At 43.8% G+C, this 21,621-nt stretch carries 21 protein-coding genes; all 21 read left to right on the top strand.

Annotation, left to right across the window (positions count from 1 at the left end; all coding sequences use genetic code 11):
- The first annotated feature begins 27 nt into the window (after nucleotides 1–27).
- Nucleotides 28–489, top strand: a complete 462-nt coding sequence (locus NST34_RS20025) for a chemotaxis protein CheW (protein WP_076285425.1) — start codon at nucleotides 28–30, stop codon at nucleotides 487–489.
- Nucleotides 490–525: 36 nt separating this feature from the next.
- Complete coding sequence (locus tag NST34_RS20020) at nucleotides 526–1,119, top strand: chemotaxis protein CheC (RefSeq protein ID WP_371915738.1); 594 nt, start codon at nucleotides 526–528, stop codon at nucleotides 1,117–1,119.
- Nucleotides 1,112–1,609 carry a chemotaxis protein CheD gene (locus NST34_RS20015; protein ID WP_076285426.1) on the top strand — a complete coding sequence of 166 codons (498 nt, stop codon included), beginning with the start codon at nucleotides 1,112–1,114 and terminating at the stop codon, nucleotides 1,607–1,609. The genes NST34_RS20020 and NST34_RS20015 overlap by 8 nt, the downstream gene beginning before the upstream one ends.
- Nucleotides 1,610–1,611: 2 nt before the next feature.
- Nucleotides 1,612–2,022 carry a hypothetical protein gene (locus NST34_RS20010; protein ID WP_052404338.1) on the top strand — a complete coding sequence of 137 codons (411 nt, stop codon included), beginning with the start codon at nucleotides 1,612–1,614 and terminating at the stop codon, nucleotides 2,020–2,022.
- A gap of 188 nt (nucleotides 2,023–2,210) precedes the next feature.
- Nucleotides 2,211–2,999, top strand: a complete 789-nt coding sequence (locus NST34_RS20005; protein WP_042189430.1) for a FliA/WhiG family RNA polymerase sigma factor — start codon at nucleotides 2,211–2,213, stop codon at nucleotides 2,997–2,999.
- Between the two features lie 28 nt (nucleotides 3,000–3,027).
- The gene (locus tag NST34_RS20000) at nucleotides 3,028–4,431 is read left to right on the top strand and encodes a DUF342 domain-containing protein (RefSeq protein WP_076299235.1); all 1,404 of its coding nucleotides are present in this window, start codon (nucleotides 3,028–3,030) and stop codon (nucleotides 4,429–4,431) included.
- Nucleotides 4,432–4,580: 149 nt separating this feature from the next.
- Nucleotides 4,581–4,892 (top strand): hypothetical protein, encoded by a 312-nt coding sequence (locus NST34_RS19995; RefSeq protein ID WP_042189428.1) that lies wholly within the window; start codon nucleotides 4,581–4,583, stop codon nucleotides 4,890–4,892.
- A gap of 39 nt (nucleotides 4,893–4,931) precedes the next feature.
- Entirely contained in the window at nucleotides 4,932–5,510 is a 579-nt protein-coding gene (locus tag NST34_RS19990; protein ID WP_076285428.1) for a hypothetical protein, read from the top strand.
- Nucleotides 5,507–6,151, top strand: a complete 645-nt coding sequence (locus NST34_RS19985) for an endolytic transglycosylase MltG (protein ID WP_341128636.1) — start codon at nucleotides 5,507–5,509, stop codon at nucleotides 6,149–6,151. Before NST34_RS19990 ends, NST34_RS19985 begins: the two co-directional genes overlap by 4 nt.
- A gap of 161 nt (nucleotides 6,152–6,312) precedes the next feature.
- Nucleotides 6,313–7,014 carry a 30S ribosomal protein S2 gene (gene rpsB, locus NST34_RS19980; RefSeq protein WP_036688493.1) on the top strand — a complete coding sequence of 234 codons (702 nt, stop codon included), beginning with the start codon at nucleotides 6,313–6,315 and terminating at the stop codon, nucleotides 7,012–7,014.
- Nucleotides 7,015–7,146: 132 nt separating this feature from the next.
- Nucleotides 7,147–7,797, top strand: coding sequence for a translation elongation factor Ts (tsf, locus tag NST34_RS19975; RefSeq protein WP_042189425.1), 651 nt, complete (start codon nucleotides 7,147–7,149; stop codon nucleotides 7,795–7,797).
- Between the two features lie 105 nt (nucleotides 7,798–7,902).
- On the top strand, nucleotides 7,903–8,631 hold the full coding sequence (gene pyrH / locus NST34_RS19970) for a UMP kinase (protein WP_036688491.1): 729 nt from the start codon (nucleotides 7,903–7,905) through the stop codon (nucleotides 8,629–8,631).
- Complete coding sequence (gene frr, locus NST34_RS19965) at nucleotides 8,631–9,185, top strand: ribosome recycling factor (RefSeq protein WP_042189424.1); 555 nt, start codon at nucleotides 8,631–8,633, stop codon at nucleotides 9,183–9,185. The genes pyrH and frr overlap by 1 nt, the downstream gene beginning before the upstream one ends.
- 78 nt (nucleotides 9,186–9,263) lie before the next feature.
- Nucleotides 9,264–10,031, top strand: coding sequence for an isoprenyl transferase (locus NST34_RS19960; RefSeq protein WP_042189423.1), 768 nt, complete (start codon nucleotides 9,264–9,266; stop codon nucleotides 10,029–10,031).
- A 21-nt stretch (nucleotides 10,032–10,052) separates the two neighbouring features.
- Nucleotides 10,053–10,856, top strand: coding sequence for a phosphatidate cytidylyltransferase (locus NST34_RS19955; protein ID WP_042189422.1), 804 nt, complete (start codon nucleotides 10,053–10,055; stop codon nucleotides 10,854–10,856).
- A gap of 20 nt (nucleotides 10,857–10,876) precedes the next feature.
- Nucleotides 10,877–12,016: a 1-deoxy-D-xylulose-5-phosphate reductoisomerase gene (locus NST34_RS19950; RefSeq protein WP_042189421.1), complete on the top strand. Its 1,140-nt coding sequence runs from the start codon at nucleotides 10,877–10,879 to the stop codon at nucleotides 12,014–12,016.
- A gap of 247 nt (nucleotides 12,017–12,263) precedes the next feature.
- Nucleotides 12,264–13,538, top strand: a complete 1,275-nt coding sequence (rseP, locus tag NST34_RS19945; RefSeq protein WP_341128635.1) for an RIP metalloprotease RseP — start codon at nucleotides 12,264–12,266, stop codon at nucleotides 13,536–13,538.
- Nucleotides 13,539–13,563: 25 nt separating this feature from the next.
- The gene (gene proS / locus NST34_RS19940) at nucleotides 13,564–15,012 is read left to right on the top strand and encodes a proline--tRNA ligase (protein ID WP_341128634.1); all 1,449 of its coding nucleotides are present in this window, start codon (nucleotides 13,564–13,566) and stop codon (nucleotides 15,010–15,012) included.
- A gap of 369 nt (nucleotides 15,013–15,381) precedes the next feature.
- Nucleotides 15,382–19,710: a PolC-type DNA polymerase III gene (locus NST34_RS19935; protein WP_339242107.1), complete on the top strand. Its 4,329-nt coding sequence runs from the start codon at nucleotides 15,382–15,384 to the stop codon at nucleotides 19,708–19,710.
- Nucleotides 19,711–20,009: 299 nt separating this feature from the next.
- Nucleotides 20,010–20,477, top strand: a complete 468-nt coding sequence (gene rimP / locus NST34_RS19930) for a ribosome maturation factor RimP (RefSeq protein WP_042128863.1) — start codon at nucleotides 20,010–20,012, stop codon at nucleotides 20,475–20,477.
- A 26-nt stretch (nucleotides 20,478–20,503) separates the two neighbouring features.
- Nucleotides 20,504–21,601, top strand: a complete 1,098-nt coding sequence (gene nusA, locus NST34_RS19925; RefSeq protein ID WP_042189417.1) for a transcription termination factor NusA — start codon at nucleotides 20,504–20,506, stop codon at nucleotides 21,599–21,601.
- Nucleotides 21,602–21,621: the final 20 nt, after the last annotated feature.

The following is a 21,621-nucleotide window of genomic DNA, read 5'->3' as shown; positions in this document are numbered from 1 at the left end:
CTAGGATAGAACAGGGAGGTTCGTTCCATGGCTGAAGATATTAAAGTGATAGTGTTCAAATTAGGTTCAGAGGAATACGGTATCGAAGTTGAGAAGGTACAAACCATTGAGCGCATGATGCCAATAACTCGTGTGCCTAAAACGTATTCGTTTATCAAGGGTGTAATTAATTTACGTGGTGTTGTTATCCCTGTGATTGACCTTCGAGGCCGCTTTGGGATCGAAGAGGCGGAGCAAACAGATCAGTCACGTGTAATTATCGTATCTGTTAATGAAATGGAAGTAGGTTTCATTGTAGATTCAGCAAATGATGTAATAGATTTGAACAGGGATTCTATCGATACACCTCCAGATGTTGTTGGCGGCATCAAAGCGAAGTATCTAGATGGGGTGGCCAAGATAGGTGAAGAGCGCTTGCTGATCATGCTTAATCTGTCAGAAGTGCTTAACAAAGGCGAAATCGTTCAATTAGAAAGCCTAGAGGGCTAACCTGTGGAATTATTTAAGCACTATAAGGATTTTAAAATGGATGTGCTTAAGGAAGTCGGGAATATTGGAGCTGGGAATGCAGCCACCGCATTATCACAGCTCTTGAATAAGCCGATTGATATGGCTGTTCCCAAGGTACAGCTTCTCAACTTTGAAGAGATTACGGACAAAGTTGGTGGAGCTGAAGAACTAGTATATGCAGTTTTCTTACGTGTGGAGGGAGAAGCTCCGGGCAACCTGTTTTTCATACTTTCCCCGGAAGCCGCTTTGAACTTACTCAGTCGCATTGCAGGCATCGAGATTTTGAGTGACCAAGAACTTGGAGAAATGGAACTTTCCGCGCTGAGTGAAATTGGAAATATATTAGCAGGATCGTACTTATCTTCTCTTGCAGACTTTACCTCACTTTCTATGTATCCAACAGTTCCTGCACTTGCTATGGATATGGCTGGAGCCATCCTAAGCTACGGTTTGCTGCAATTTGGGCAAATGGGTGACGATGCATTGTTGATCGATACTACCTTTTTTGAGGGGAAAAACGAAATTGAAGGGCAATTTTTCCTTATTCCCGATCCGGAATCATTCCCGAAAATCTTCAAATCGCTAGGAGTTCCGTTTGAAAATGATTGAAGAACAAAGCATCATTAAAGTAGGGATGGCAGATCTTAACATTGGAAGCCAGGATAGTTTGATTCGTACAACGGGTCTTGGCTCCTGCGTGGGATTGACATTGTTTGACCCTGGAAAAAAACTCGCGGGAATGGCGCATGTGATGCTCCCTACTTCTGAGATTGCTAGGGAAGGGCAATTAAACATCGCTAAGTTTGCAGATACTGCAGTGCCGGAGCTCTTATCCCGTTTGCTGGAGCTTGGTGCGGTTCGGAGTCGGATCGTAGCCAAGATGGCAGGAGGATCACAAATGTTTGCCTTTGCCGGGGGGAGCGACACCATGAGGATCGGGCCTCGTAATGTTGAATCTTGTAAACTTGCTCTTGAGCATTTGAAAATTCCGTTAATTGCGGAAGATACGGGCGGTAATTATGGCCGTACGATAGAAATTGCCTGCAACACTGGTGTATTGTTCATCCGCAGTGTGCAAAAAGGCGCTAAGGAAATATAAATATGAAGATGATAGGAAACATTTTTATAAACTTGCTGTTTGGTTTGATAGGTTTTGTATTCACTTTTTTTGTAACCTACAGTAATAATGTTCTCGGTACTAGTTTATTACGAAGCCTATTAGGATTTATCATCTGGTTTCTGCTTGCTTTCCTCCTAAGATGGGTATTGGGTTTTATCGTGTATCAATCATCACCTCCGGATGAACAGGATGTTGAGGGAGAAGAACTTGGTGCAAAGTTAGACATCAGTACCCCTAATGAGGATGAAGAGTTAATTAATCTACTCAAACCGAAGCCAGGACAAGGGAGTGGGAACAGTGAGGGGTTCAAGCCGCTCACACCCCCAAAACTAGTCTCTATGAAAGATCCTGAAGAATTGGCCAAGGCCGTTCGTCACCTGAAAGAAGAATAAGCGAGCGCTGTGGCGGAATCGGTTATCTTAAATATAAGAAAGTATAAGTTTCACTTTATACATTATCCTTATATTTCTCGCTTAAACGCTACCGTCCTCATAAGGATGCCGAAGGCGTTTATGCTTGTGACTAGGCAGGTTTCGCCGCGACAAGCTCTCTGACTAAACTTTGGGAAGGGTGAAAGCTATTGAACGAGCGTAAAGCTTCTCAATTGGAAACTGACGAGCTATGGGAACAGTGGAAAGAACACAGTGACCCTGAAGCCAAAAAGAAGCTGATAGAGAGTTATCTCCATATTGTTGATTATGTATCCAGCCGTTTGGCTGTGGGATTGCCCAAAAATGTATCTAAAGATGATTTAGCCAGCAATGGAGTAATGGGATTAATTGATGCGATTGAAAAATTCGACTACAAACGGGGATTGCAGTTTCAAACCTATGCTTCCTGGCGCGTACGTGGTGCGATTTTAGATTCCTTACGTCAAAGTGATTGGGTCCCTAGATCTGTGCGAGAAAAAGCTAAAAAAATTGAGGACGCTTATCAGCAGTTGGAACAGAAGTATTTGAGATCCGTTAGTGATGAGGAAATGAGTCTATACCTGAATATTAGTGTAACTGAATTTCAAAATATGTTGCAGGATGTGGCTGTAATGTCACTATGTTCACTGGAAGACCCGATTCGTGAAGAGGAATCAGAGACCCGAATGTCCATACTGGTGGACGATAAAGCTAAGAATCCGGATAGCAAGGTAAATGAGTTCTACTTACGCGAAGCCCTCACCAAAGGTATTGAGAAATTAACGGTGAAAGAACGGACCGTTGTGTCCCTTTTATATTATGAAGATTTATCATTGAGCGAAATCGCAGAGGTCATGTCACTATCTCCTTCACGGATTTCGCAGCTTCATTCCAAGGCTATTTTGCGGCTGAGGGGAACGCTTGAGAAGAATCGCGATCTACTTATGCAGAACGATTAACCGTTAGTGGTGACAAGGGGGAGCAAAATTGATCGGTCAAAATGCTTTGGATCAGTACTTAAGTATTACTTTTTCGGATGACAAAGGGATCGCGTATTTGCAGTTCTCCAAAAAGGATGAGAATTTTTCCTGCTCTCCTACAGAATTGGAAAGCTTCCTGCACAGTCACAATATTCGCTACGGGGTCCAGCGTGATATTGTTGGACGTATTTGTAGTCATCCGGAGGAGTTTTTTTGGAGTAAAGTCGCTATTGCTACAGGTGAACCTGCAGTAAATGGAGTCGACGGAAGTATTATGCTTACTGTTGATCTGGAAGAGGATCGCAAGCCGCTTGAAAAAGCGGATGGTAAGGTGGATTATAAAGATTTAGTTCGGCTTCGTAACGTCCTCAAAGGAAAGCTGATAGCTAGAATTATCCCTGCTCAGCCTGGTAAGCATGGTAAGACTGTAACTGGTGATGAGCTTGCTTTCAGAGCTGGAAGGGAAGCTCATTTTAAAGTGGGTAAGAACGTACTCGTTGATAACAATGGAACCTCGATGTATGCCGCAATTGACGGTCTTGTTACTTTAACCGATAGCGGTAAAATCAATGTATTTCCTGTCTATGAAGTGAATGGTGATGTGGACTACAGTACTGGGAATATTGATTTTGTAGGTACCGTTGTTATTCGAGGAAACGTACTTTCAGGATTTTCTGTAAAGTCCGCCGGTGATATTCGTGTGGTTGGTGGAGTTGAAGGAGCGGAATTAATCTCTGGAGGATCCATCGAAATTACGGGTGGAATTATCGGCTATAACAAAGGACATGTAACTGCTGGGAAAAATGTTAAGGTCTCTTTCATTCAAGATGGTAATGTAACAGCTGGTGAAGATGTCATTGTATCCCAGAGCATTATGCATTCCAATATACGTGCGGGCAGAGACGTTCTTTGTAATGGGGCTAAGGGATTGATAGTTGGCGGAACTGTACAGTCTGGGGAAAGAGTCGTAGCACGTACCATAGGCAATACCATGTCCACAGCGACTTCTATTGAGGTAGGAGTAGTACCTGAGCTCAGAAATGAGATTAACGAGCTGCGTCAATCACTGCGTCAATTACTTGAAAATGAGGACAAAACGTCTAAAGCGTTGTATCTATTAAATCAATTGGCAACTAATGGTCAACTCCCTGCAGATAAAGTGGCACTTCGCGTTAAATTGAATGCTACTAAACAGTCTCATCAACGTGAGGAAAAAAGAATTAAAGAACGTGTACTTGAGATTGAAAGAATGCTAGAAGATACAGGCAGAGCTAGAGTTGAAGTGATCAAAACGATCTATGGTGGATCCAAAATTATGATCGGTAGATATACACGATTTGTAAAGGACCCCACAGAACGAGTTGTGTTTGTTTATAGTGAAGGTGATATATCCTTAACGCCATACAATTAATCGGGCGGGCAGCAATAGCGGCCGGCCATTCTTGAAATATAAGAAAGTATAAGTTTCACGTTATACATTATCCTTATATTTTTACGAGAAACGGTTATCGTCTTCATAAAGACGACAACATCGTTTCTTCTTATGAGAAGAGGGTTATGATGAGCCTAAAACCAGTGGAACTGCAAATTGCACTACCTCGGACTACGGAAGCGGGTAAGGTTCAGAATGAATCTCAGCAGCGCCCCGCTATTGATCAGCATCAACTGGCCGGACAAAATGTGAAACAAAGTCAGGAAATGACCATGCGAAGCGCTGAAGTGGATGAATCTTCTGAGTCTGCTTTACGCGATGGCGGAGATAAAGGCAATCATCATTCCGGAGGGAATCCTTCCTCGGAGAAACGTTCGAAGTCAGGTACTCGTGATGCGGAACATCCTTACAAAGGACAGCGCATTGATCTGAGTCTTTAATAAGTAATTATATTTGATATGTTAAAGGAGATAAGGCACTTGCAACCATGGGTGTATATTGTGCTAGTAGGTGTCGCCGCTATTCTTTATGCCCTTTTACTTCCGGCGCGGATGAAGGAAGGAAAAGCAGAGCAGCAAAGCCTCAAAGAAACGGAGGCAGCACTTGAGCTATATATGGCTGACATAGAGCGCGAGAATGAAGAGCTAGCACAGTTGGTCAGCAGTATTAAACAGCAATCACAAACTAATCATGTAGCAATGCAAGGGCAGATTAGTGATTTGCAGCATCAATTGACAGAATTACAGCAAAGCTCTTTATTACTAGAGGGCCGAGTAACTAACGAAGAAAAGCGGTTAAGAGAGTTGGAAGTTTCGGTTGAGAAGGGTTCGTATGTTAAGGTTGCGGCGATCGGAGACCCGTCTGCCGGAGCTGAATTGAGTTCAATACAACCAGAAGTGAAAGCGAAACCCATTAGTTCTATTAAATTGCGGTATCCAAGATTATTTGAACTACATGAGCAGGGGAAATCGATAGACTCCATTGCCAAGACGGCTGGACTTCAGCGGGGAGAAGTGCAACTGATTCTGCAACTCGCCAAACAGGAGGAATCGGTATGATGAAGAACCGTTCTTTTTTGTTCGGTCTTGGCACAGGGCTAATTGCAGGTGCACTATTACTTCAGTTAATGATATCCGGTGGAGCGGCTCCACTCACCAAGGAACAGGTAATACAAGGTGCTGAGAAATTGAACTTGAAGGTTATCGACGAATCTACTGAACCTCCTTCTGATGAGTCTGCTTTGGAGGACGCTGTTCAAGGTGAGAAGACAGACGGCGTTAATGAGGGAAGTACGGAGAACGTGGAACCTTCTAAGCCTACAGTAGCGGCTTCTCCCGCTCCTGTAGTGTCTCCTACAGTATCTGATAACCCCAATAAGGTTGTCCCTCCTAAAGAGCCCTCAACGCCTAAAGAAGGCACTATTGAGAAGCCAGAGGTCACTACTGCACCATCTGCTGTTGCACCTGATAAGCCTAAAGCCACTACGAATGCAGGGGTTGTTGTTCGTATACCTTCAGGTAGCACACTGACAAAAACAGCAGATATTTTGGAGAAGGCTGAAGTCATTAAGGACAAGGCTAGTTTTCTTAAAGCCGCCAATCAACGTCAGATCAATACGAAGATTCAATCGGGTTCTTACACCTTTAATAAAGACGAGAGTCTAGATTCTATACTAGAAAAATTAATAAGTTTTCAATGATCGTTGCATACACTAATAAAATATGGTATAGTAATTGACGGTGTTAAAACACACGCCGGTTGATTTCGACAAGGGGTGCTTTCTTCTGAAGAAAGTCTTGCTGAAAGATGACGCACGGCGGAGGAGACACACAATAAACCAAACTTAGGAGGTGTGTGAAGATGGCAGTAATCTCCATGAAACAGCTTCTAGAAGCTGGGGTACACTTCGGTCACCAGACTCGTCGTTGGAACCCAAAGATGGATCGTTATATCTTCACTGAAAGAAACGGAATTTACATTATTGACTTGCAAAAAACAGTCAAGAAGGTAGAAGAAGCTTACAACTTTGTAAAAAGCGTCGCTGGTGACAACGGCACAATCCTATTCGTAGGAACAAAGAAACAAGCACAAGATTCCGTAAAAGAAGAAGCAGAACGTTCCGGTATGTTCTTCATTAACCAACGTTGGTTGGGCGGAACTCTTACTAACTTCCAAACTATCCAAAAACGTATTGATCGTTTGAAGAAATTGGAATCTTGGGAAGAGGACGGCACTTTCGAAGTTCTACCTAAGAAAGAAGTTATCCTTCTTCGCAAAGAGAAAGATCGTCTTGAAAAATTCTTGGGCGGTATCAAGAACATGAAAGGTCTACCAAGCGCGTTGTTCATCATTGACCCGCGTAAAGAGCGTATTGCAGTTGCAGAAGCTCGCAAATTGGGTATTCCAATCGTAGCTATCGTTGATACTAACTGTGATCCAGACGAAATCGACTACGTAATTCCAGGTAACGACGACGCTATCCGCGCCGTGAAATTGTTGACTGGTAAAATGGCAGACGCTGTTGTTGAAGCTCACCAAGGCGAAGACACAACTACTGCTTAAGTAGCGACTAACACATACAAGAACTTAAATGAAAAGGGTGGTTGGCAGGTGGATAACCTCTCACTGCCCTTTTTTTAGGATAAAAGCCTTGAATAATGTAAGAAAACGACAATTACCTGGAGGGAATAAACAATGGCAGTTGATGCAAAAGCAGTAAAAGAACTTCGTGAAAGAACAGGCGCTGGTATGCTTGATTGTAAAAAAGCGCTTGAAGAAGCTAATAACGATATCACTAAAGCGGCTGAATTGCTTCGTGAAAAAGGTTTGTCCGCAGCAGCAAACAAAGCAGGACGTATTGCTACTGAAGGCGTTGTAGAATCTTACATCCACGCTGGCGGCCGTATTGGTGTACTTGTAGAAATCAACTGCGAAACTGACTTTGTAGGTAAAACAGATTCCTTCAAGGATTTTGCTCGCGATATCGCTATGCAAATCGCTGCAGCAAACCCACGTTATGTTCGTCGTGAAGAAGTTCCACAAGAAGATGTAGAAAAAGAAAAAGAAATCCTGAAAGCTCAAGCTTTGAATGAAGGTAAGCCTGAGAAAATCATTGAAAAAATGGTTGAAGGACGTATTGGTAAATATTACGAAGAATATTGCTTGCTTGAGCAAACCTTCGTTAAAGACCCAGACAAAACGATCTCCCAATTGCTGAACGAAAAAATCAGCACAATCGGAGAAAACATCTCGATCCGTCGTTTTGCTCGTTTTGAACTAGGCGAAGGTTTGGAAAAGAAAGTGGATAACTTTGTTGAAGAAGTTATGGCACAAGTGAATAATTAATATCAGCTTCATCATAAATGTGAAGAATTGAATAAAGGCAAGCATCAGAAGAGCGGAACACGTACACGTAGTGTTCCGTCTTTTGCAGAAAGTGAGGGTATACATTTGGAACAGCCGGTATTTAAGAGAGTAGTCCTTAAGGTAAGTGGAGAGTCTTTGGCAGGACAAAACGGATATGGTATTGATGCCGACATGATTATTTCCATCGCTGAACAGATCAAGGAAGTTGTAGAGCTTGGCGTTCAGGTTGCGATTGTTTGTGGTGGAGGTAACATTTGGCGCGGGATCGCTGGTAGTGCAAGTGGCATAGATCGCGCTACTGCAGATTATATGGGCATGCTGGCAACAGTAATGAATTCACTTGCTCTGCAGGATGCATTAGAACAAATCGATGTGCCAACAAGAGTGCAGACTTCGATCTCAATGCAGCAAATTGCTGAACCATACATTCGTCGTCGTGCGATTCGCCACTTGGAGAAGGGCCGTGTTGTTATTTTTGCAGCAGGCACAGGTAACCCTTTCTTCTCTACAGATACTACTGCAGCACTTAGAGCAGCAGAAATCGAAGCAGAAGTTATTCTGATGGCGAAGAACAAGGTTGATGGTGTATATTCAGCAGATCCGTTTAAAGACAGCACAGCCGAGAAATTTGAACAGCTCACTTACATGGATGTTCTGAACAAAAACCTTGGTGTTATGGATTCCACAGCTTCATCTCTATGCATGGATAATAATATACCGCTCATTGTATTTGCCATTACTGAACAAGGCAATATCAAACGTGTCGTTCTCGGTGAGAAGATCGGAACGATTGTTAAAGGGAGTGTAGATTAATGCCACAATCGGTCAAAAAAAATGCCGAAGAGCGTATGGAAAAAGCGATTTCATCGCTGAAACGTGACTTGGCAACATTGCGTGCAGGACGTGCAACAACATCACTGCTAGATCGCATTCAAGTTGAATATTATGGTTCCCCAACTCCAATCAATCAGCTGGCGAACATCAGTACTCCGGATTCCCGGACACTGTTAATCCAGCCGTGGGACAAAACATCGATGTCTGACATTGAACGGGCGATTATGAAATCGGATATCGGTTTGACGCCTGCTAATGACGGCACAATCATTCGTCTTTCTATCCCTCCGCTGACTGAAGAACGTCGGACGGATTTGGTGAAATTGACGAAGAAATTTGGTGAAGAAGCGAAAGTAGCGATCCGCAACATTCGCCGTGATGCCAATGATGATATTAAGAAGATGGAGAAAAACGGTATCTCGGAAGATGAGTCCCGTGGCCATCAGGAAGACATTCAAAAGACAACGGATAAGTTCATAGCCGAGGTCGACAAAGTGCTTGTATCCAAAGAAAAAGAGATTATGGAAGTATAAAGATATTCTAGAGACTTAAGGCCCCTCCGTTAATGGTGGGGTTTGTCTCTTTCTGATAAGAGCTTGGAGGAAACGGAAATGATCAAACGGGTTCAAGCGTGGCTGAGCCGTAAAGACAGGCAACAGCCAGTCGAGATTTCACCGGATAACATTCCCCGGCACGTGGCTGTTATTATGGACGGCAATGGGCGTTGGGCTAAGCGTCGCGGGTTGCCGCGCGTTGTGGGTCATCAGAATGGCATGAAGGCTGTTAAACGTGCTACAATCGCTGCAGACGAACTGGGTGTTGAGTTTTTGACGATGTATGCGTTCTCGACAGAAAATTGGAAACGACCAAAGGAAGAAGTCGATTATCTGATGCGCTTGCCAGTGGAGTTTCTAGCCATTGAGCTTGATGAACTGATTGAGAAGAATGTCCAAGTACGTATGATGGGGGATACTGATGCACTACCTTCATATACACGCAAGGCTATGGAAGAAGCGGTTTCCCGAACACAGGGCAATACTGGACTTATATTGAATTTTGCTCTTAATTATGGGGGACGTAAAGAAATTGAGGACTGCATGCGCAGCATTGGTAAGGACATCCAATCAGGGGCTTTGTCACCGGAAGATATTACGACTGATCTAATCGATAGCCGAATGTTATCTGGTGGGTTACCAGATCCGGATTTGCTTATACGTACAAGCGGAGAAATGCGACTTAGCAATTTCATGCTATGGCAGCTTGCTTATAGTGAGCTGTGGTTTACTGATGTGTATTGGCCTGAATTTGATAAGGAGCATTTGCATCAGGCAGTTGCTGAATATCAACGCCGTACACGCCGTTATGGTGGACTGAAGTAGCTTGATAGGAGATGGAAACCTTTGAAGCAGCGATTGATTACCGGAATTGTTGCCGGAGCACTATTTTTAGGCTTATGCGTGTTGGGAAACTGGCCATACCAGTTGTTACTTACTGCCATGGCTTTTATCGGGTTTTATGAATTTGTGAAAATGATAGGGATACCTGCGCTTTCCGGTTCTACCGTTCTTGGTTATGCAGCCATTCTAAGTTTTATGATCCCTTGGAATTTGCTTGGGATCTCTGCACCCTTATCGTGGGAACAAGGAATTTGGATTCTGCTGCTGTTGTTCCTTTTAGTTACAGTTTTTACTAAAAATAAATTAGATATTCGAGTAACAGCCTTGCTGTTTACTGGTATAGTATACATTGGAATGGGTTTTTCTTATATGGCCATGGCTCGTGCATCGGATGACGGACATGGTTTGTTCTGGACTTTTTTACTCCTTTTCTGCATTTGGGGTAGTGATGCCGGGGCTTACTTTGTTGGAAGAAGCATGGGGAAGAACAAACTTTGGCCAGCCATCAGTCCCAACAAAACGGTGGAAGGTGCAGTAGGTGGGGTACTGATCTCGATGCTAATCGCGATCGTGTTTGCAATATTTGCTCCTGAACATCTAGCGATAGGACGAGCGCTACTTATAGGGCTTTCTTGTGCGGTCTTGGGTCAGCTTGGTGATCTTGTGCAATCTGCCTATAAACGTGCGTATGGTATCAAAGATTCAGGCACACTTCTGCCAGGTCACGGTGGTATTCTTGATCGATGTGACAGCTGGATTATCGTATTTCCATTCGTACATATCCTAACGCTCATGCCTTACTATTAACGGAAGGAGAGGGTATAACTATGAAAAAAATAAGTGTTCTTGGTTCCACAGGTTCGATCGGCACTCAGACTCTAGATGTCATCGCTATGCACCCAGACTCTTTTCAAGTAGATGGCTTGGCAGCTGGAACGAATACAGCGTTATTGCTGGAACAAGTTCGTCGGTTTAATCCTCGTCGTGTTTCTGTTGCAACAAAGGAGTTGGCAGATGAGATTAGATCCAGTCTGCCTTCTGGCATACAGCTATACAGCGGGAATGAAGGTCTTGTTGAGGTGGCAGCTGGTGGAGATGCCGAAATGGTCGTAACGGCTGTTATGGGTAGTGTAGGTCTCCAATCCACGTTAGCTGCGATCGAAGCAGGCAAACATATTGGACTAGCTAATAAAGAGACTTTGGTAACGGCAGGACACCTCGTCACTGATCTAGCTAATCGTAAGGGTGTTAAGTTGTTACCTATTGATAGCGAGCATTCTGCTATTTTTCAGTGCTTAAATGGTGAGAATCTCGCGGATATTGCTTGCATCACTTTAACGGCTTCTGGTGGATCCTTCCGGGATTTCACTCGTGATCAACTCAAGAATGTAACAGTAGAAGATGCACTTCGTCATCCGAATTGGAGCATGGGCGCGAAAATCACGATTGATTCTGCTACAATGGTGAATAAAGGGCTTGAGGTGATTGAAGCGCATTGGTTATTTGGTCTACCTTATGAACAAGTAAATGTACTTTTGCATCCAGAGAGTATCATTCACTCATATGTGGAGTTCCGCGATAGCAGTATTATTGCTCAGCTTGGTAATCCCGATATGCGTGTCCCGATTCAATATGCGCTCACGTATCCCGAACGCTGGGAATCGCCGGCACAGCGTTTGTCGTTAGCTGAAGTTGGACGTTTGACTTTCCGAGAAATGGACTATGAACGATTCCCTGCGCTTAAGCTAGCCATGGATTGTGGAAAAGCTGGAGGGACAGCTACTACTGCTTTTAATGCTGCGAATGAAATTGCTGTTGCTCGTTTCTTGAGTCATGAGATCCCATTCCTGCGCATTGAGGAGATCATCGGGGAAGTGCTGCATCGTCATATTAACGAGGACAATCCGAATTTGGAACAAATTGAATCCTGTGATAAGCGTGTTCGTGAGCTGGCAGCAACGCTGTAGAAGGTAGAAAGATCTCTTTTTAAAAATATAAGAAAGTATAAGTTTCACTTTATACATTATCCTTATATTTCTCGCGTAAACGCGTACCGTCTCCTTAAGGGACGCCGATGGCGTTATTGCTTGACTGGAAATACTTACTTTGCCCTAAAAATAGGTTGGGACAGTTGATTCTCTTGTGCCTGATCGGAGAATAATGATAAATTAAGAGGACATACTTCGGTCTTACACCTAAAGGGGGATGATACGTTTGGAAATGGTTCAAGTCGTTTTATTAACGGTGCTCATGTTTTTTGTCCTGGTGACTGTACATGAATGGGGTCACTATTATTTTGCCAAACGCGCCGGTATTCTCGTGAGGGAATTTGCTATCGGTTTCGGTCCGAAACTGTTTTCTTATAAACGGAATGAGACACAGTTCACTTTGCGTTTACTGCCTTTTGGCGGTTATGCTCGGATGGCTGGTGAAGATCCAGAAATTATTGAAATTGGCTCAGGACAGACCATTGCAGTAAAACTCGGTCAGGATAACAAAGTGAAAAATATTTATCTGGACGCACTGGATACACGTAAAAATGTAATCCGTGGTGAGGCTTTGCATACTGATCTTGAAAATGATCTGCAAATCCGCTTGGATGTGGATGGCGAAGTTACTACTTATGACGTTCATCCTCAAGCGATGATGATTAAAGGAACGCAACAGACTCAAATTGCGCCTAAAGATCGCCAATTCGGTAGTAAAACCGTGGGTCAGCGTGCATTGGCTATTGTTGCGGGTCCTGTGATGAACTTCCTGTTAGCCTTTGTTCTGTTTGCCATCCACTTGCAAATGGTTGGAATTCCGGTGGAGAATCCTACTTATGTTAAGATCGGTGATGTCTCTGAAGGAATGCCTGCACAAGAGGCGGGATTGCAGAAGGGTGACATTATTGTCTCCATCAACGGTGAGAAGATTGGTGCCGATTACCAAAAAATGATTGACTTAACCTCGGAGTCCAAAGGGAAAGAAATGAAATGGATGCTGCAACGTGGTGATGAGACACTTAATGTGACTCTCGTTCCTCGTAGCATGGAGGGACAAGAAGGCGGTAAAATCGGGATTACACCTGAGCTTCCTACCCGCAAAGCAGGAGTTGGAGAGACGTTGACAGGTTCAGGTAAAGCTATGGTCGATACGACGGAAGCTATCTTTCTGGGCTTTAAACAATTGATCAATAAATTCAATATGGATGATATTGGAGGTCCGGTTCGTACCTTTGAAGTAACCGGTCAAATTGCCCAACAAGGCATTCAGTATCTTACCTATTGGGCTGCTATCCTAAGCTTGTATCTGGGGATTTTCAACCTATTACCGATTCCAGCACTCGATGGAAGCCGTCTGGCGTTCCTAGGTGTGGAGGCATTACGCGGTAAACCTGTAGATCCGAGTCGTGAAGGTATGGTTCACTTTGTCGGATTTGCACTGTTATTTTTATTAATGATTGCTGTTACGTATAATGATATTTTACGTTTGATCAGCGGCTAATTTTCTTCGGGAGGCATTCCATTACATGGCAAAAGATAAGCAATTCGTTACGGAAATCACGCCGCAAAGCGAGGATTTCTCACGCTGGTATATTGATGTTATAAAAAAAGGAGACTTGATGGACTACTCTCCTGTTCGTGGCTGTATCGTATTTAAGCCAGAGGGCTATGAAATATGGGAGCATATTCAGGAGGAAATGAACCGTCGCCTCAAGGAAACTGGGCATCGTAATGCTTATTTTCCAGTGTTCATTCCAGAGAGTTTCTTTCAAAAGGAAAAGGATCATATTGAAGGCTTTAATCCCGAACTGCCATGGGTAACTGAGGCTGGTGGAGACGTGCTTGAAGAACGTCTGGCTGTCCGTCCTACTTCTGAGACCATGTTCGGGCACATGTATTCCAAATGGATTCAGTCCTATCGTGACCTTCCTGTACTTATCAATCAATGGGCGAACGTGGTTCGTTGGGAGAAGCGTACTTTACCATTTATCCGAACTACTGAGTTTCTTTGGCAAGAAGGGCATACTGCGCATGAGAATGAAGCCGAAGCTCGTGAAGAAACCATGAAGATGCTGGATAACTACCGTGATTTTGCCGAGACATTCCTTGCCATTCCGGTGATCACTGGACAAAAGACACCTTCCGAGCGTTTTGCTGGTGCAGTAGATACGTATTCTATTGAAGCGATGATGAAAGATGGACGTGCTGTTCAGGCTGCTACCTCACATTACTTGGGTACCAAGTTTGCAACAGCATTTGAGATCCAGTATTTGAGCCGCGACAATAATTTAGAATATGTGCATACGACCTCATGGGGATCCACTACACGCTTGATTGGTTCGCTGATTATGGTGCATGGCGATGACCGTGGTCTTGTTCTGCCACCTAAGGTAGCGCCAACTCAAGTGATTATGATTCCGATCGGACCTCCTAAAACTCGTGAAGCCGTGATTGGACGGACAGACGAGCTGTTCAAGGAGCTGAAGAACGCAGGTGTTCGTGTACGTGTGGATGATCGTTCGGATGTAACGCCAGGTTGGAAGTTCAATGAATATGAAATGCGCGGTATACCTGTGCGCTTGGAGCTTGGACCACGCGATATGGAGAATGGCGTTTGCGTTATCGTATCCCGTGTCACAGGTGAGAAGAAGATAATTCAGCAGGAGAACCTTGTTGAAGAGGTACAAGCAATGCTCGAGCAGGTTCATAATGAAATGTTCGAACGTGCCCTGAAATTCCGTGAGGACCATTTCTATTCTGTAGATTCCTTGGAAGAAATGAAAGCTTCAATGGAAGAAAAACGCGGCTTTGCACTAGCTGGCTGGTGTGGTTCCGAAGAATGCGAGTCCAAAGTTAAGGAAGAGACAGGTGCGGGTAGCCGTAACATTCCTTTCGATCCGGCGGAGAAGAAACAAGTCTGCATTTGCTGTGGTAAACCAGCTGAGCATACTGTGGTTTTTGCAAAGGCATATTAATCTTTTGGTACCGATCAACAGTCTTGTAGTATTTTAATCTAGCTTCTGGAGAGAGGAGTCAGCGGGCCGAAAAAACCCAATGCTTTTTGAATCCAGAAGCTTTTTAAAATATAAGAATTTATAGGCTTACGTAATAAATTATCCTTTTATTTCTCGCATAAACACTTACCGTCCTCATAAGGACGCCGAAGGCGTTTATGCTTGAAATATAAGAAAGTATAAGTTTCACACTATACTTTATCCTTATATTTTTACGAGAAACAGTTATCGTCTTTAAAAGACGACAACGTCGTTTCTTCTTATCATATTGTACTTTCACTGAATATCATTGATTGTGTTTTACGGAGTTATCAAAGGTGGGAGGAAAGCATGGAACAAAACCAGGAGAGAAGAAAAAGATTCGAGCTCTTGATGAAGCAAGGTGAAATTCCACCTGCAATTATGGATCCCTACTTTTTAGATGGATATATAGAGCGTGTAGAGATCAGCCGTGGTAACCGAGACTGGCAAATTGTGATTGCGAAAGAAAGTCTGGTTCCAGCGCAGGTATACCGGACATTTTGCCTCAGAATGCGCGAGAAGCTACAGCATATAGCCAAAGTAAGCTTTTTATTCGTATATGATCAAAAAGTTAGTAGAGCAGAGCTAGTCCAAGAATATTGGGGATTGTTTCTGGAGTGGGTGACTCGCGAGATCCCTTCGGTTAATGGCTGGCTGACACGTTCTACCCAAGAGCTTAAAGATGACACTTTAATGCTGACGATGAGTGACTCCACTTCTATGGAGCTGGCTCGTAAAAAAGGCATCGATGGGGCAATTATTAAATTTTATGATAAGTATTTCGGTCTCTCCTTAAAAGTTAAAGTGCTAATGGCAGAGAACGAAAATAATAATGTTGAAGCATACGAAGAATTTCAGCAAAAGCTTCAGCAAGAACAACGCGAGATCGTTGAGCAGATGATGACTGCTGTAGAAACAGAAGCTCCTGCTGATGATAGCGATCCTAATGAAGTAATTAAGCTTCAAGTGGGGTATGAAATTAAGGAACAGGCCGTGCCGATTCTTGAAATTCAAGATGAAGAGAAGAAAATTACAATTCAGGGTACCATTTTTGGTCTGGATCGTAAGGAACTTCGCAATGGCAGTACTTTGTTCACCTTCAGTTTGACCGATTTCACGGATTCTCTACAAATGAAGATGTTCGCGAAGACTAAAGATGATCTGAAGGTTATGAGTCAGCTAGCAAACGGTAAATGGGTAAGAGCACGCGGAAAAGTTGAATATGACCGTTTTATGCAGATTCCTGAGCTAGTGATGATCCCTTCGGATTTAACGGAAGTTAAGGCACCGCCTGCGCGTAAAGATACGGCTCCTAAGAAACGGGTGGAATTCCACCTTCACACTACGATGAGTACGATGGATGCGGTCACTCCGATCACTACCTATGTCAAAACAGCTGCCCAGTGGGGGCATCCTGCGATTGCTATTTCTGATCATGGAGGAGTTCAGGCTTTTCCTGATGCGAACCATGCAGCTCATAAGCATAAGATAAAAATGATTTATGGCGTGGAAGCCAATGTTGTGAATGACTCTGTGAATATTGTCGAGAATGCTCAGCCTTTGGACTTGAAGACAGCTACCTATGTAGTGTTTGATATAGAGACCACGGGGTTATCGATTACCCGCAATAATATTACGGAGCTGGCGGCCATTAAAATGTGCGAAGGCAAAGAAGTAGACCGTTATTCTACTTTTGTTAATCCGCATGAGAAGATCCCTTATCATATTCAGCAATTGACCAATATTACGGATGAAATGGTTAAGGATGCTCCTGATCTTGAACCAGTGCTGCGTAAGTTTGTTGAATTTGTGGGTGATAGTATCCTTGTTGCTCATAACGCCAGATTTGATATGGGTTTTATTCAGGCCTCGTTACGTAAAATAGGTGAACCTGTGCTTCCGAATCCATCTCTTGATACGCTTGAGCTCGCTCGATTACTATATCCAAGCATGAAGAATCACAGGCTGAACACATTAGCCGATAAATATAAAGTTCTTCTGGAAAGCCATCACCGTGCGATTGATGATACCATAGCGCTCGGCGGTATATTAACAGGATTGCTCGCAGATGCTGAAAAGATGAAGGGCATGACCCGCCTTGATCGACTAAACGATTATGTGGGTAATGATCTTTCGAACACAAGACCGTTCCACTGTAATATTTATGCACTTAATCAAGTAGGCAAAAAAAATCTCTATAAGCTCATTTCCATGTCACATACGGAATATTTCAAACGTGTACCATGTATTCCGAAATCCAAGCTGGAAGAGCATAGAGATGGACTGCTCGTAATTTCCGGTTGTGAACGTGGAGAGTTTTTTGAAGCAGTACTCAACAAAACGACTGAGGAAGCCATGGAGGTTGCTCATTTTTATGATGTGCTGGAGATTCAGCCATTGACCATGTACATGCACTTGGTGGACAAGGGTTTTGTAGCAGGCCCTGATGAGCTTCGCGATGTAGTCCGCAAGGTTTGCGAAATAGGGGAACAGTTGAATAAACCTGTTATCGCAACGGGGAATGTGCATTATCTTGAACCCCGGGACAAGCTGTATCGTGATATTACCATTAATGGGATCACAGGCTTTAGTCCGCTTAAAGACCAACGCAAACCGGATGCACACTTCCGCACAACGGATGAAATGCTGTCTGAATTCGAATTTCTCGGTGCTGAAAAAGCGATGGAAGTCGTGGTTACGAATACAGTTGAGCTGGCAGAACGTTTTGAAGAACTGGAGCTATTTCCAGACAAGCTATTTACACCAATTCTTGAAGGGGCGGACGAAGAAATTCGCGAGACCTGTTATAACACTGCCAAATCCATTTATGGCGAAGAACTACCTGAAGTAGTTATTGCCCGTTTGGAGAAAGAGCTTGCACCGATTATTAAATTCGGGTTCTCTGCCAACTATTTGATTTCTGAACGTCTCGTTAAAAAATCAAATCGAGATGGATATCTCGTAGGCTCGCGGGGATCTGTAGGCTCTTCTGTAGTAGCTACATTTCTTGGAATTTCAGAAGTTAATCCTTTGCCTGCGCATTATATTTGCCTAAACCCTGAGTGTCGCCATAGTGAATGGTTCCTGGACGGTAGTGTGCGGAGCGGATTCGATTTACCAGATAAAGTTTGCCCGGATTGCGGTCAGAAGCTCAAAGGTGAAGGCCAGGATATTCCGTTCGAGACCTTCCTTGGATTTAAAGGGGATAAAGTTCCCGATATCGACTTGAACTTCTCAGGGGAATATCAGCCGAATGCACATAACTTTACCAAAGAAATGTTTGGTGAGAAAAATGTATTCCGTGCCGGAACGATTGGTACCGTAGCCGAGAAGACAGCCTTCGGATTTGCAAAAAAATACGAAGAACTTCACCAGAAACGTTGGCGTGGAGCTGAAGTTGGCCGTCTGGCGGCCGGCTGTACAGGCGTTAAACGTAGTACGGGACAGCATCCGGGTGGTATAGTCGTTGTTCCAGACTATATGGAGGTAGAAGATATTACGCCAGTACAATTCCCGGCGGATGATGTCAATGCCGAATGGAAGACCACACACTTTGATTATCACGCTTTTGACGCGAATCTGCTGAAGCTTGATATTCTGGGTCATGATGATCCGACGATGATGCGGATGCTGCAGGATTTGACAGGTGTTGATCCAACTTCTATCCCGATGAATGATCCGAAAGTAATGAGCATGTTTAACTCTACAGATGCACTTGGAGTGAGACCTGACGAAATCAGATCACCGGTTGCAACCTATGGTGTGCCCGAAATGGGTACTAAGTTCGTACGTCAAATGCTTATTGAGTCGAAACCATCCAGCTTTGCTGACTTACTGCAAATATCAGGTTTGTCTCATGGTACTGGAGTTTGGCTTGGTAACGCGCAAGAGCTTATAAAGAATAACACTTGTAACATTAAGACCGTTATCGGTTGTCGGGATGACATCATGCTCTTCTTAATTTATAAAGCGGGAATGGATGCGAGCTTGGCCTTTAAAATTACCGAGAGTGTTCGTAAAGGTAAAGGTTTATCTGACGAATGGATCGAGGAAATGAAAAAGTGCAAGGTTCCACAATGGTATATTGATTCTTGTCTGAAGATTCAATACATGTTCCCGAAGGCGCATGCTGCTGCATACGTAATTTCTGCAGTACGTACCGCCTACTTCAAGCTGTATCATCCTATTGAATATTATGCGACTTATTTCTCTGTACGTGCAGCAGATTTTGATATTGAACTGTGCTGTAAGGGATATGAAGCGATCAACCGTCAGATCGTAGAAATTGAGCAAAAAGGATTTCAAGCTTTGCCTAAGGAAAAGGCTATGTTGCCTGTCCTTGAGATGGCTTTGGAGATGACGGCACGTGGGTTTACATTCAAAAACATTGATCTTTACCGTTCGGAAGCGAATAAGTTTATTGTTGATGACAAGAGTTTGATTCCTCCGTTTTCCGCATTAGCGGGAATTGGTGAGAATGCTGCTATCAACATTGCCGCTGCGAAAGATGCCGGGGAGTTCCTTTCTATTGAGGATTTCCAGCAAAAATCCAAGGCGAGTAAGACAGTTATTGAGCTGCTAACCAATATGGGCTGCTTCCGCGGCCTACCGGAGAGCAATCAACTTTCCCTATTTTAAAGGCTTTAACAACACTTATTTCATGGTAAGCAGAACCGGCTTTGCCGTCCTTTTAGGGACGGTACCGGTTTCTGCGAAAAATACAAAACGTATAGGATGACGTGAAACTTATACTTTCTTGTATTTCTAGAAAAGAGAGCTCCAAAGGGGGAGTCAAGGGCTAGCACTTGTCAGTCCAGACTCACTATGGTATAATTTCTTTGGTAATAATGAGATAAGTCCGTTGTGTAAAGAGTGGGGAAACCCACTCTTTATCTTTGGTATATAGCAAAAGACAAGTTCGTGGAGGTAATTTTCTTTTGAGCACACCCAAATCTAAAATTAAACAAACGGTAGAGCAGATGCTCGGGCCCTATCTCGACGACAATGGTTTCGAACTGGTGGACGTTGAATACGTGAAGGAAGGCTCCAATTGGTTTCTGCGTATATTCGTAGATAAAGAAGGCGGCATTGATATTGATGACTGCGGAAGCATTAGCGAATATTTCAGTCAGCAGTTGGATGAGAATGATCCTATCCCTGAGGCATATTTCCTTGAGGTTTCCTCACCGGGAGCAGAGCGTCCTCTCAAAAAAGCTGCGGATGTAGCTAAAGCGGTAGGTAAGGACGTGTATGTGACTGTTTATGAGCCGATTCAAGGACTCAAAGAATTTGAAGGTCGTTTGCTCTCGTTCGAGAACGAGGAACTGCTCATCTCCGCGGGCAAAAAAGAACATGTAGTACCGTATGCCAAAGTCGCAAGCGCGAGATTGGCCATTATTTTTTAACGTCTTGAAAGGGGGGCCGGAAATTCATGAGTATGGAGTTTATTGAAGCAATGAATGAGCTGGAAAGGGAGAGAGGCATCAGTAAAGATGTGCTGTTCGAAGCGATCGAAGCGGCGCTGATCTCTAGTTATAAACGTAATTTCAATGCAGCACAGAACGTGCGTGTTGACATGAACCGCAACACAGGTGTCATTAAAGTGTTTGCCCGCAAGCTAATTGTTGAAGAGGTCCTGGATACAAGGACTGAAATCTCATTGCCGGCAGCCAGAGAAATTAACCCGCATTTCCAGCTTGAAGACATTGCTGAGCTTGAAGTAACACCACGTGATTTCGGGCGTATTGCTGCACAGACTGCAAAGCAGGTTGTAACACAACGGATTCGCGAAGCAGAGCGTGGACTCATCTATAATGCCTTTATTGACAAAGAAGATGATATTGTAACAGGACTTGTACAACGCCAAGATATGCGGAACATTTACATTGATCTTGGTAAAATCGAAGCGGTCTTGCCGCTTAGTGAATTGATGCCAGGTGAGAAGTTTAAACAAAGCGAGCGTATCAAGGCTTATATCACTAAAGTTGAGAACACCACTAAAGGACCGCAAATTATGCTGTCCCGCAGTCATCCCGGATTGCTGAAGCGTCTGTTCGAACTAGAAGTTCCGGAAATTTTTGATGGTGTAGTTGAAATTCGTTCCGTAGCTCGTGAAGCTGGCTTCCGTTCGAAGATTGCTGTGTATTCCCGCAATCCGGAAGTGGATCCAGTTGGTTCTTGCGTAGGCCCAAGAGGAACACGCGTTCAAACCATCGTTACTGAGCTTCGTGGCGAGAAGATCGATATCGTCCGTTACTCTGATCTGGTGCAGGAGTATGTCGCTAATGCACTCAGCCCTTCTAAGGTGCTTGAAGTTCAAGTCTTTGAAGCAGAGAAAATGGCACGGGTGATCGTTCCTGATTATCAATTATCACTGGCTATCGGTATTAAAGGGCAAAATGCACGTCTTGCCGCTAAGCTTACCGGCTGGAAAATTGATATCAAGAGTGAAAGTCAAGCGGAGCAGGAATACGGTAGACCGAGAACTTCTATTGATGAAATGCATCAGGATTCCGTCTCCATTGATTAATTAACCTGCTTGACGGGAGG

This window comes from Paenibacillus sp. FSL H7-0714 (assembly GCF_038003765.1).
Taxonomy (GTDB): domain Bacteria; phylum Bacillota; class Bacilli; order Paenibacillales; family Paenibacillaceae; genus Paenibacillus_AQ.
This window is presented reverse-complemented; position numbering and strand designations above follow the sequence as displayed.

Excerpts from the sequence above, each read along its gene's own strand:
- NST34_RS20025 (WP_076285425.1), top strand. The coding sequence starts at position 28 with ATGGCTGAAGATATTAAAGTGATAGTGTTCAAATTAGGTTCAGAGGAA.
- NST34_RS20020 (WP_371915738.1), top strand. The coding sequence starts at position 526 with ATGGATGTGCTTAAGGAAGTCGGGAATATTGGAGCTGGGAATGCAGCC.
- NST34_RS20015 (WP_076285426.1), top strand. The coding sequence starts at position 1,112 with ATGATTGAAGAACAAAGCATCATTAAAGTAGGGATGGCAGATCTTAAC.
- NST34_RS20010 (WP_052404338.1), top strand. The coding sequence starts at position 1,612 with ATGAAGATGATAGGAAACATTTTTATAAACTTGCTGTTTGGTTTGATA.
- NST34_RS19995 (WP_042189428.1), top strand. The coding sequence starts at position 4,581 with ATGAGCCTAAAACCAGTGGAACTGCAAATTGCACTACCTCGGACTACG.
- NST34_RS19985 (WP_341128636.1), top strand. The coding sequence starts at position 5,507 with ATGATGAAGAACCGTTCTTTTTTGTTCGGTCTTGGCACAGGGCTAATT.
- rpsB (WP_036688493.1), top strand. The coding sequence starts at position 6,313 with ATGGCAGTAATCTCCATGAAACAGCTTCTAGAAGCTGGGGTACACTTC.
- tsf (WP_042189425.1), top strand. The coding sequence starts at position 7,147 with ATGGCAGTTGATGCAAAAGCAGTAAAAGAACTTCGTGAAAGAACAGGC.
- frr (WP_042189424.1), top strand. The coding sequence starts at position 8,631 with ATGCCACAATCGGTCAAAAAAAATGCCGAAGAGCGTATGGAAAAAGCG.
- NST34_RS19960 (WP_042189423.1), top strand. The coding sequence starts at position 9,264 with ATGATCAAACGGGTTCAAGCGTGGCTGAGCCGTAAAGACAGGCAACAG.
- NST34_RS19950 (WP_042189421.1), top strand. The coding sequence starts at position 10,877 with ATGAAAAAAATAAGTGTTCTTGGTTCCACAGGTTCGATCGGCACTCAG.
- proS (WP_341128634.1), top strand. The coding sequence starts at position 13,564 with ATGGCAAAAGATAAGCAATTCGTTACGGAAATCACGCCGCAAAGCGAG.
- NST34_RS19935 (WP_339242107.1), top strand. The coding sequence starts at position 15,382 with ATGGAACAAAACCAGGAGAGAAGAAAAAGATTCGAGCTCTTGATGAAG.
- nusA (WP_042189417.1), top strand. The coding sequence starts at position 20,504 with ATGAGTATGGAGTTTATTGAAGCAATGAATGAGCTGGAAAGGGAGAGA.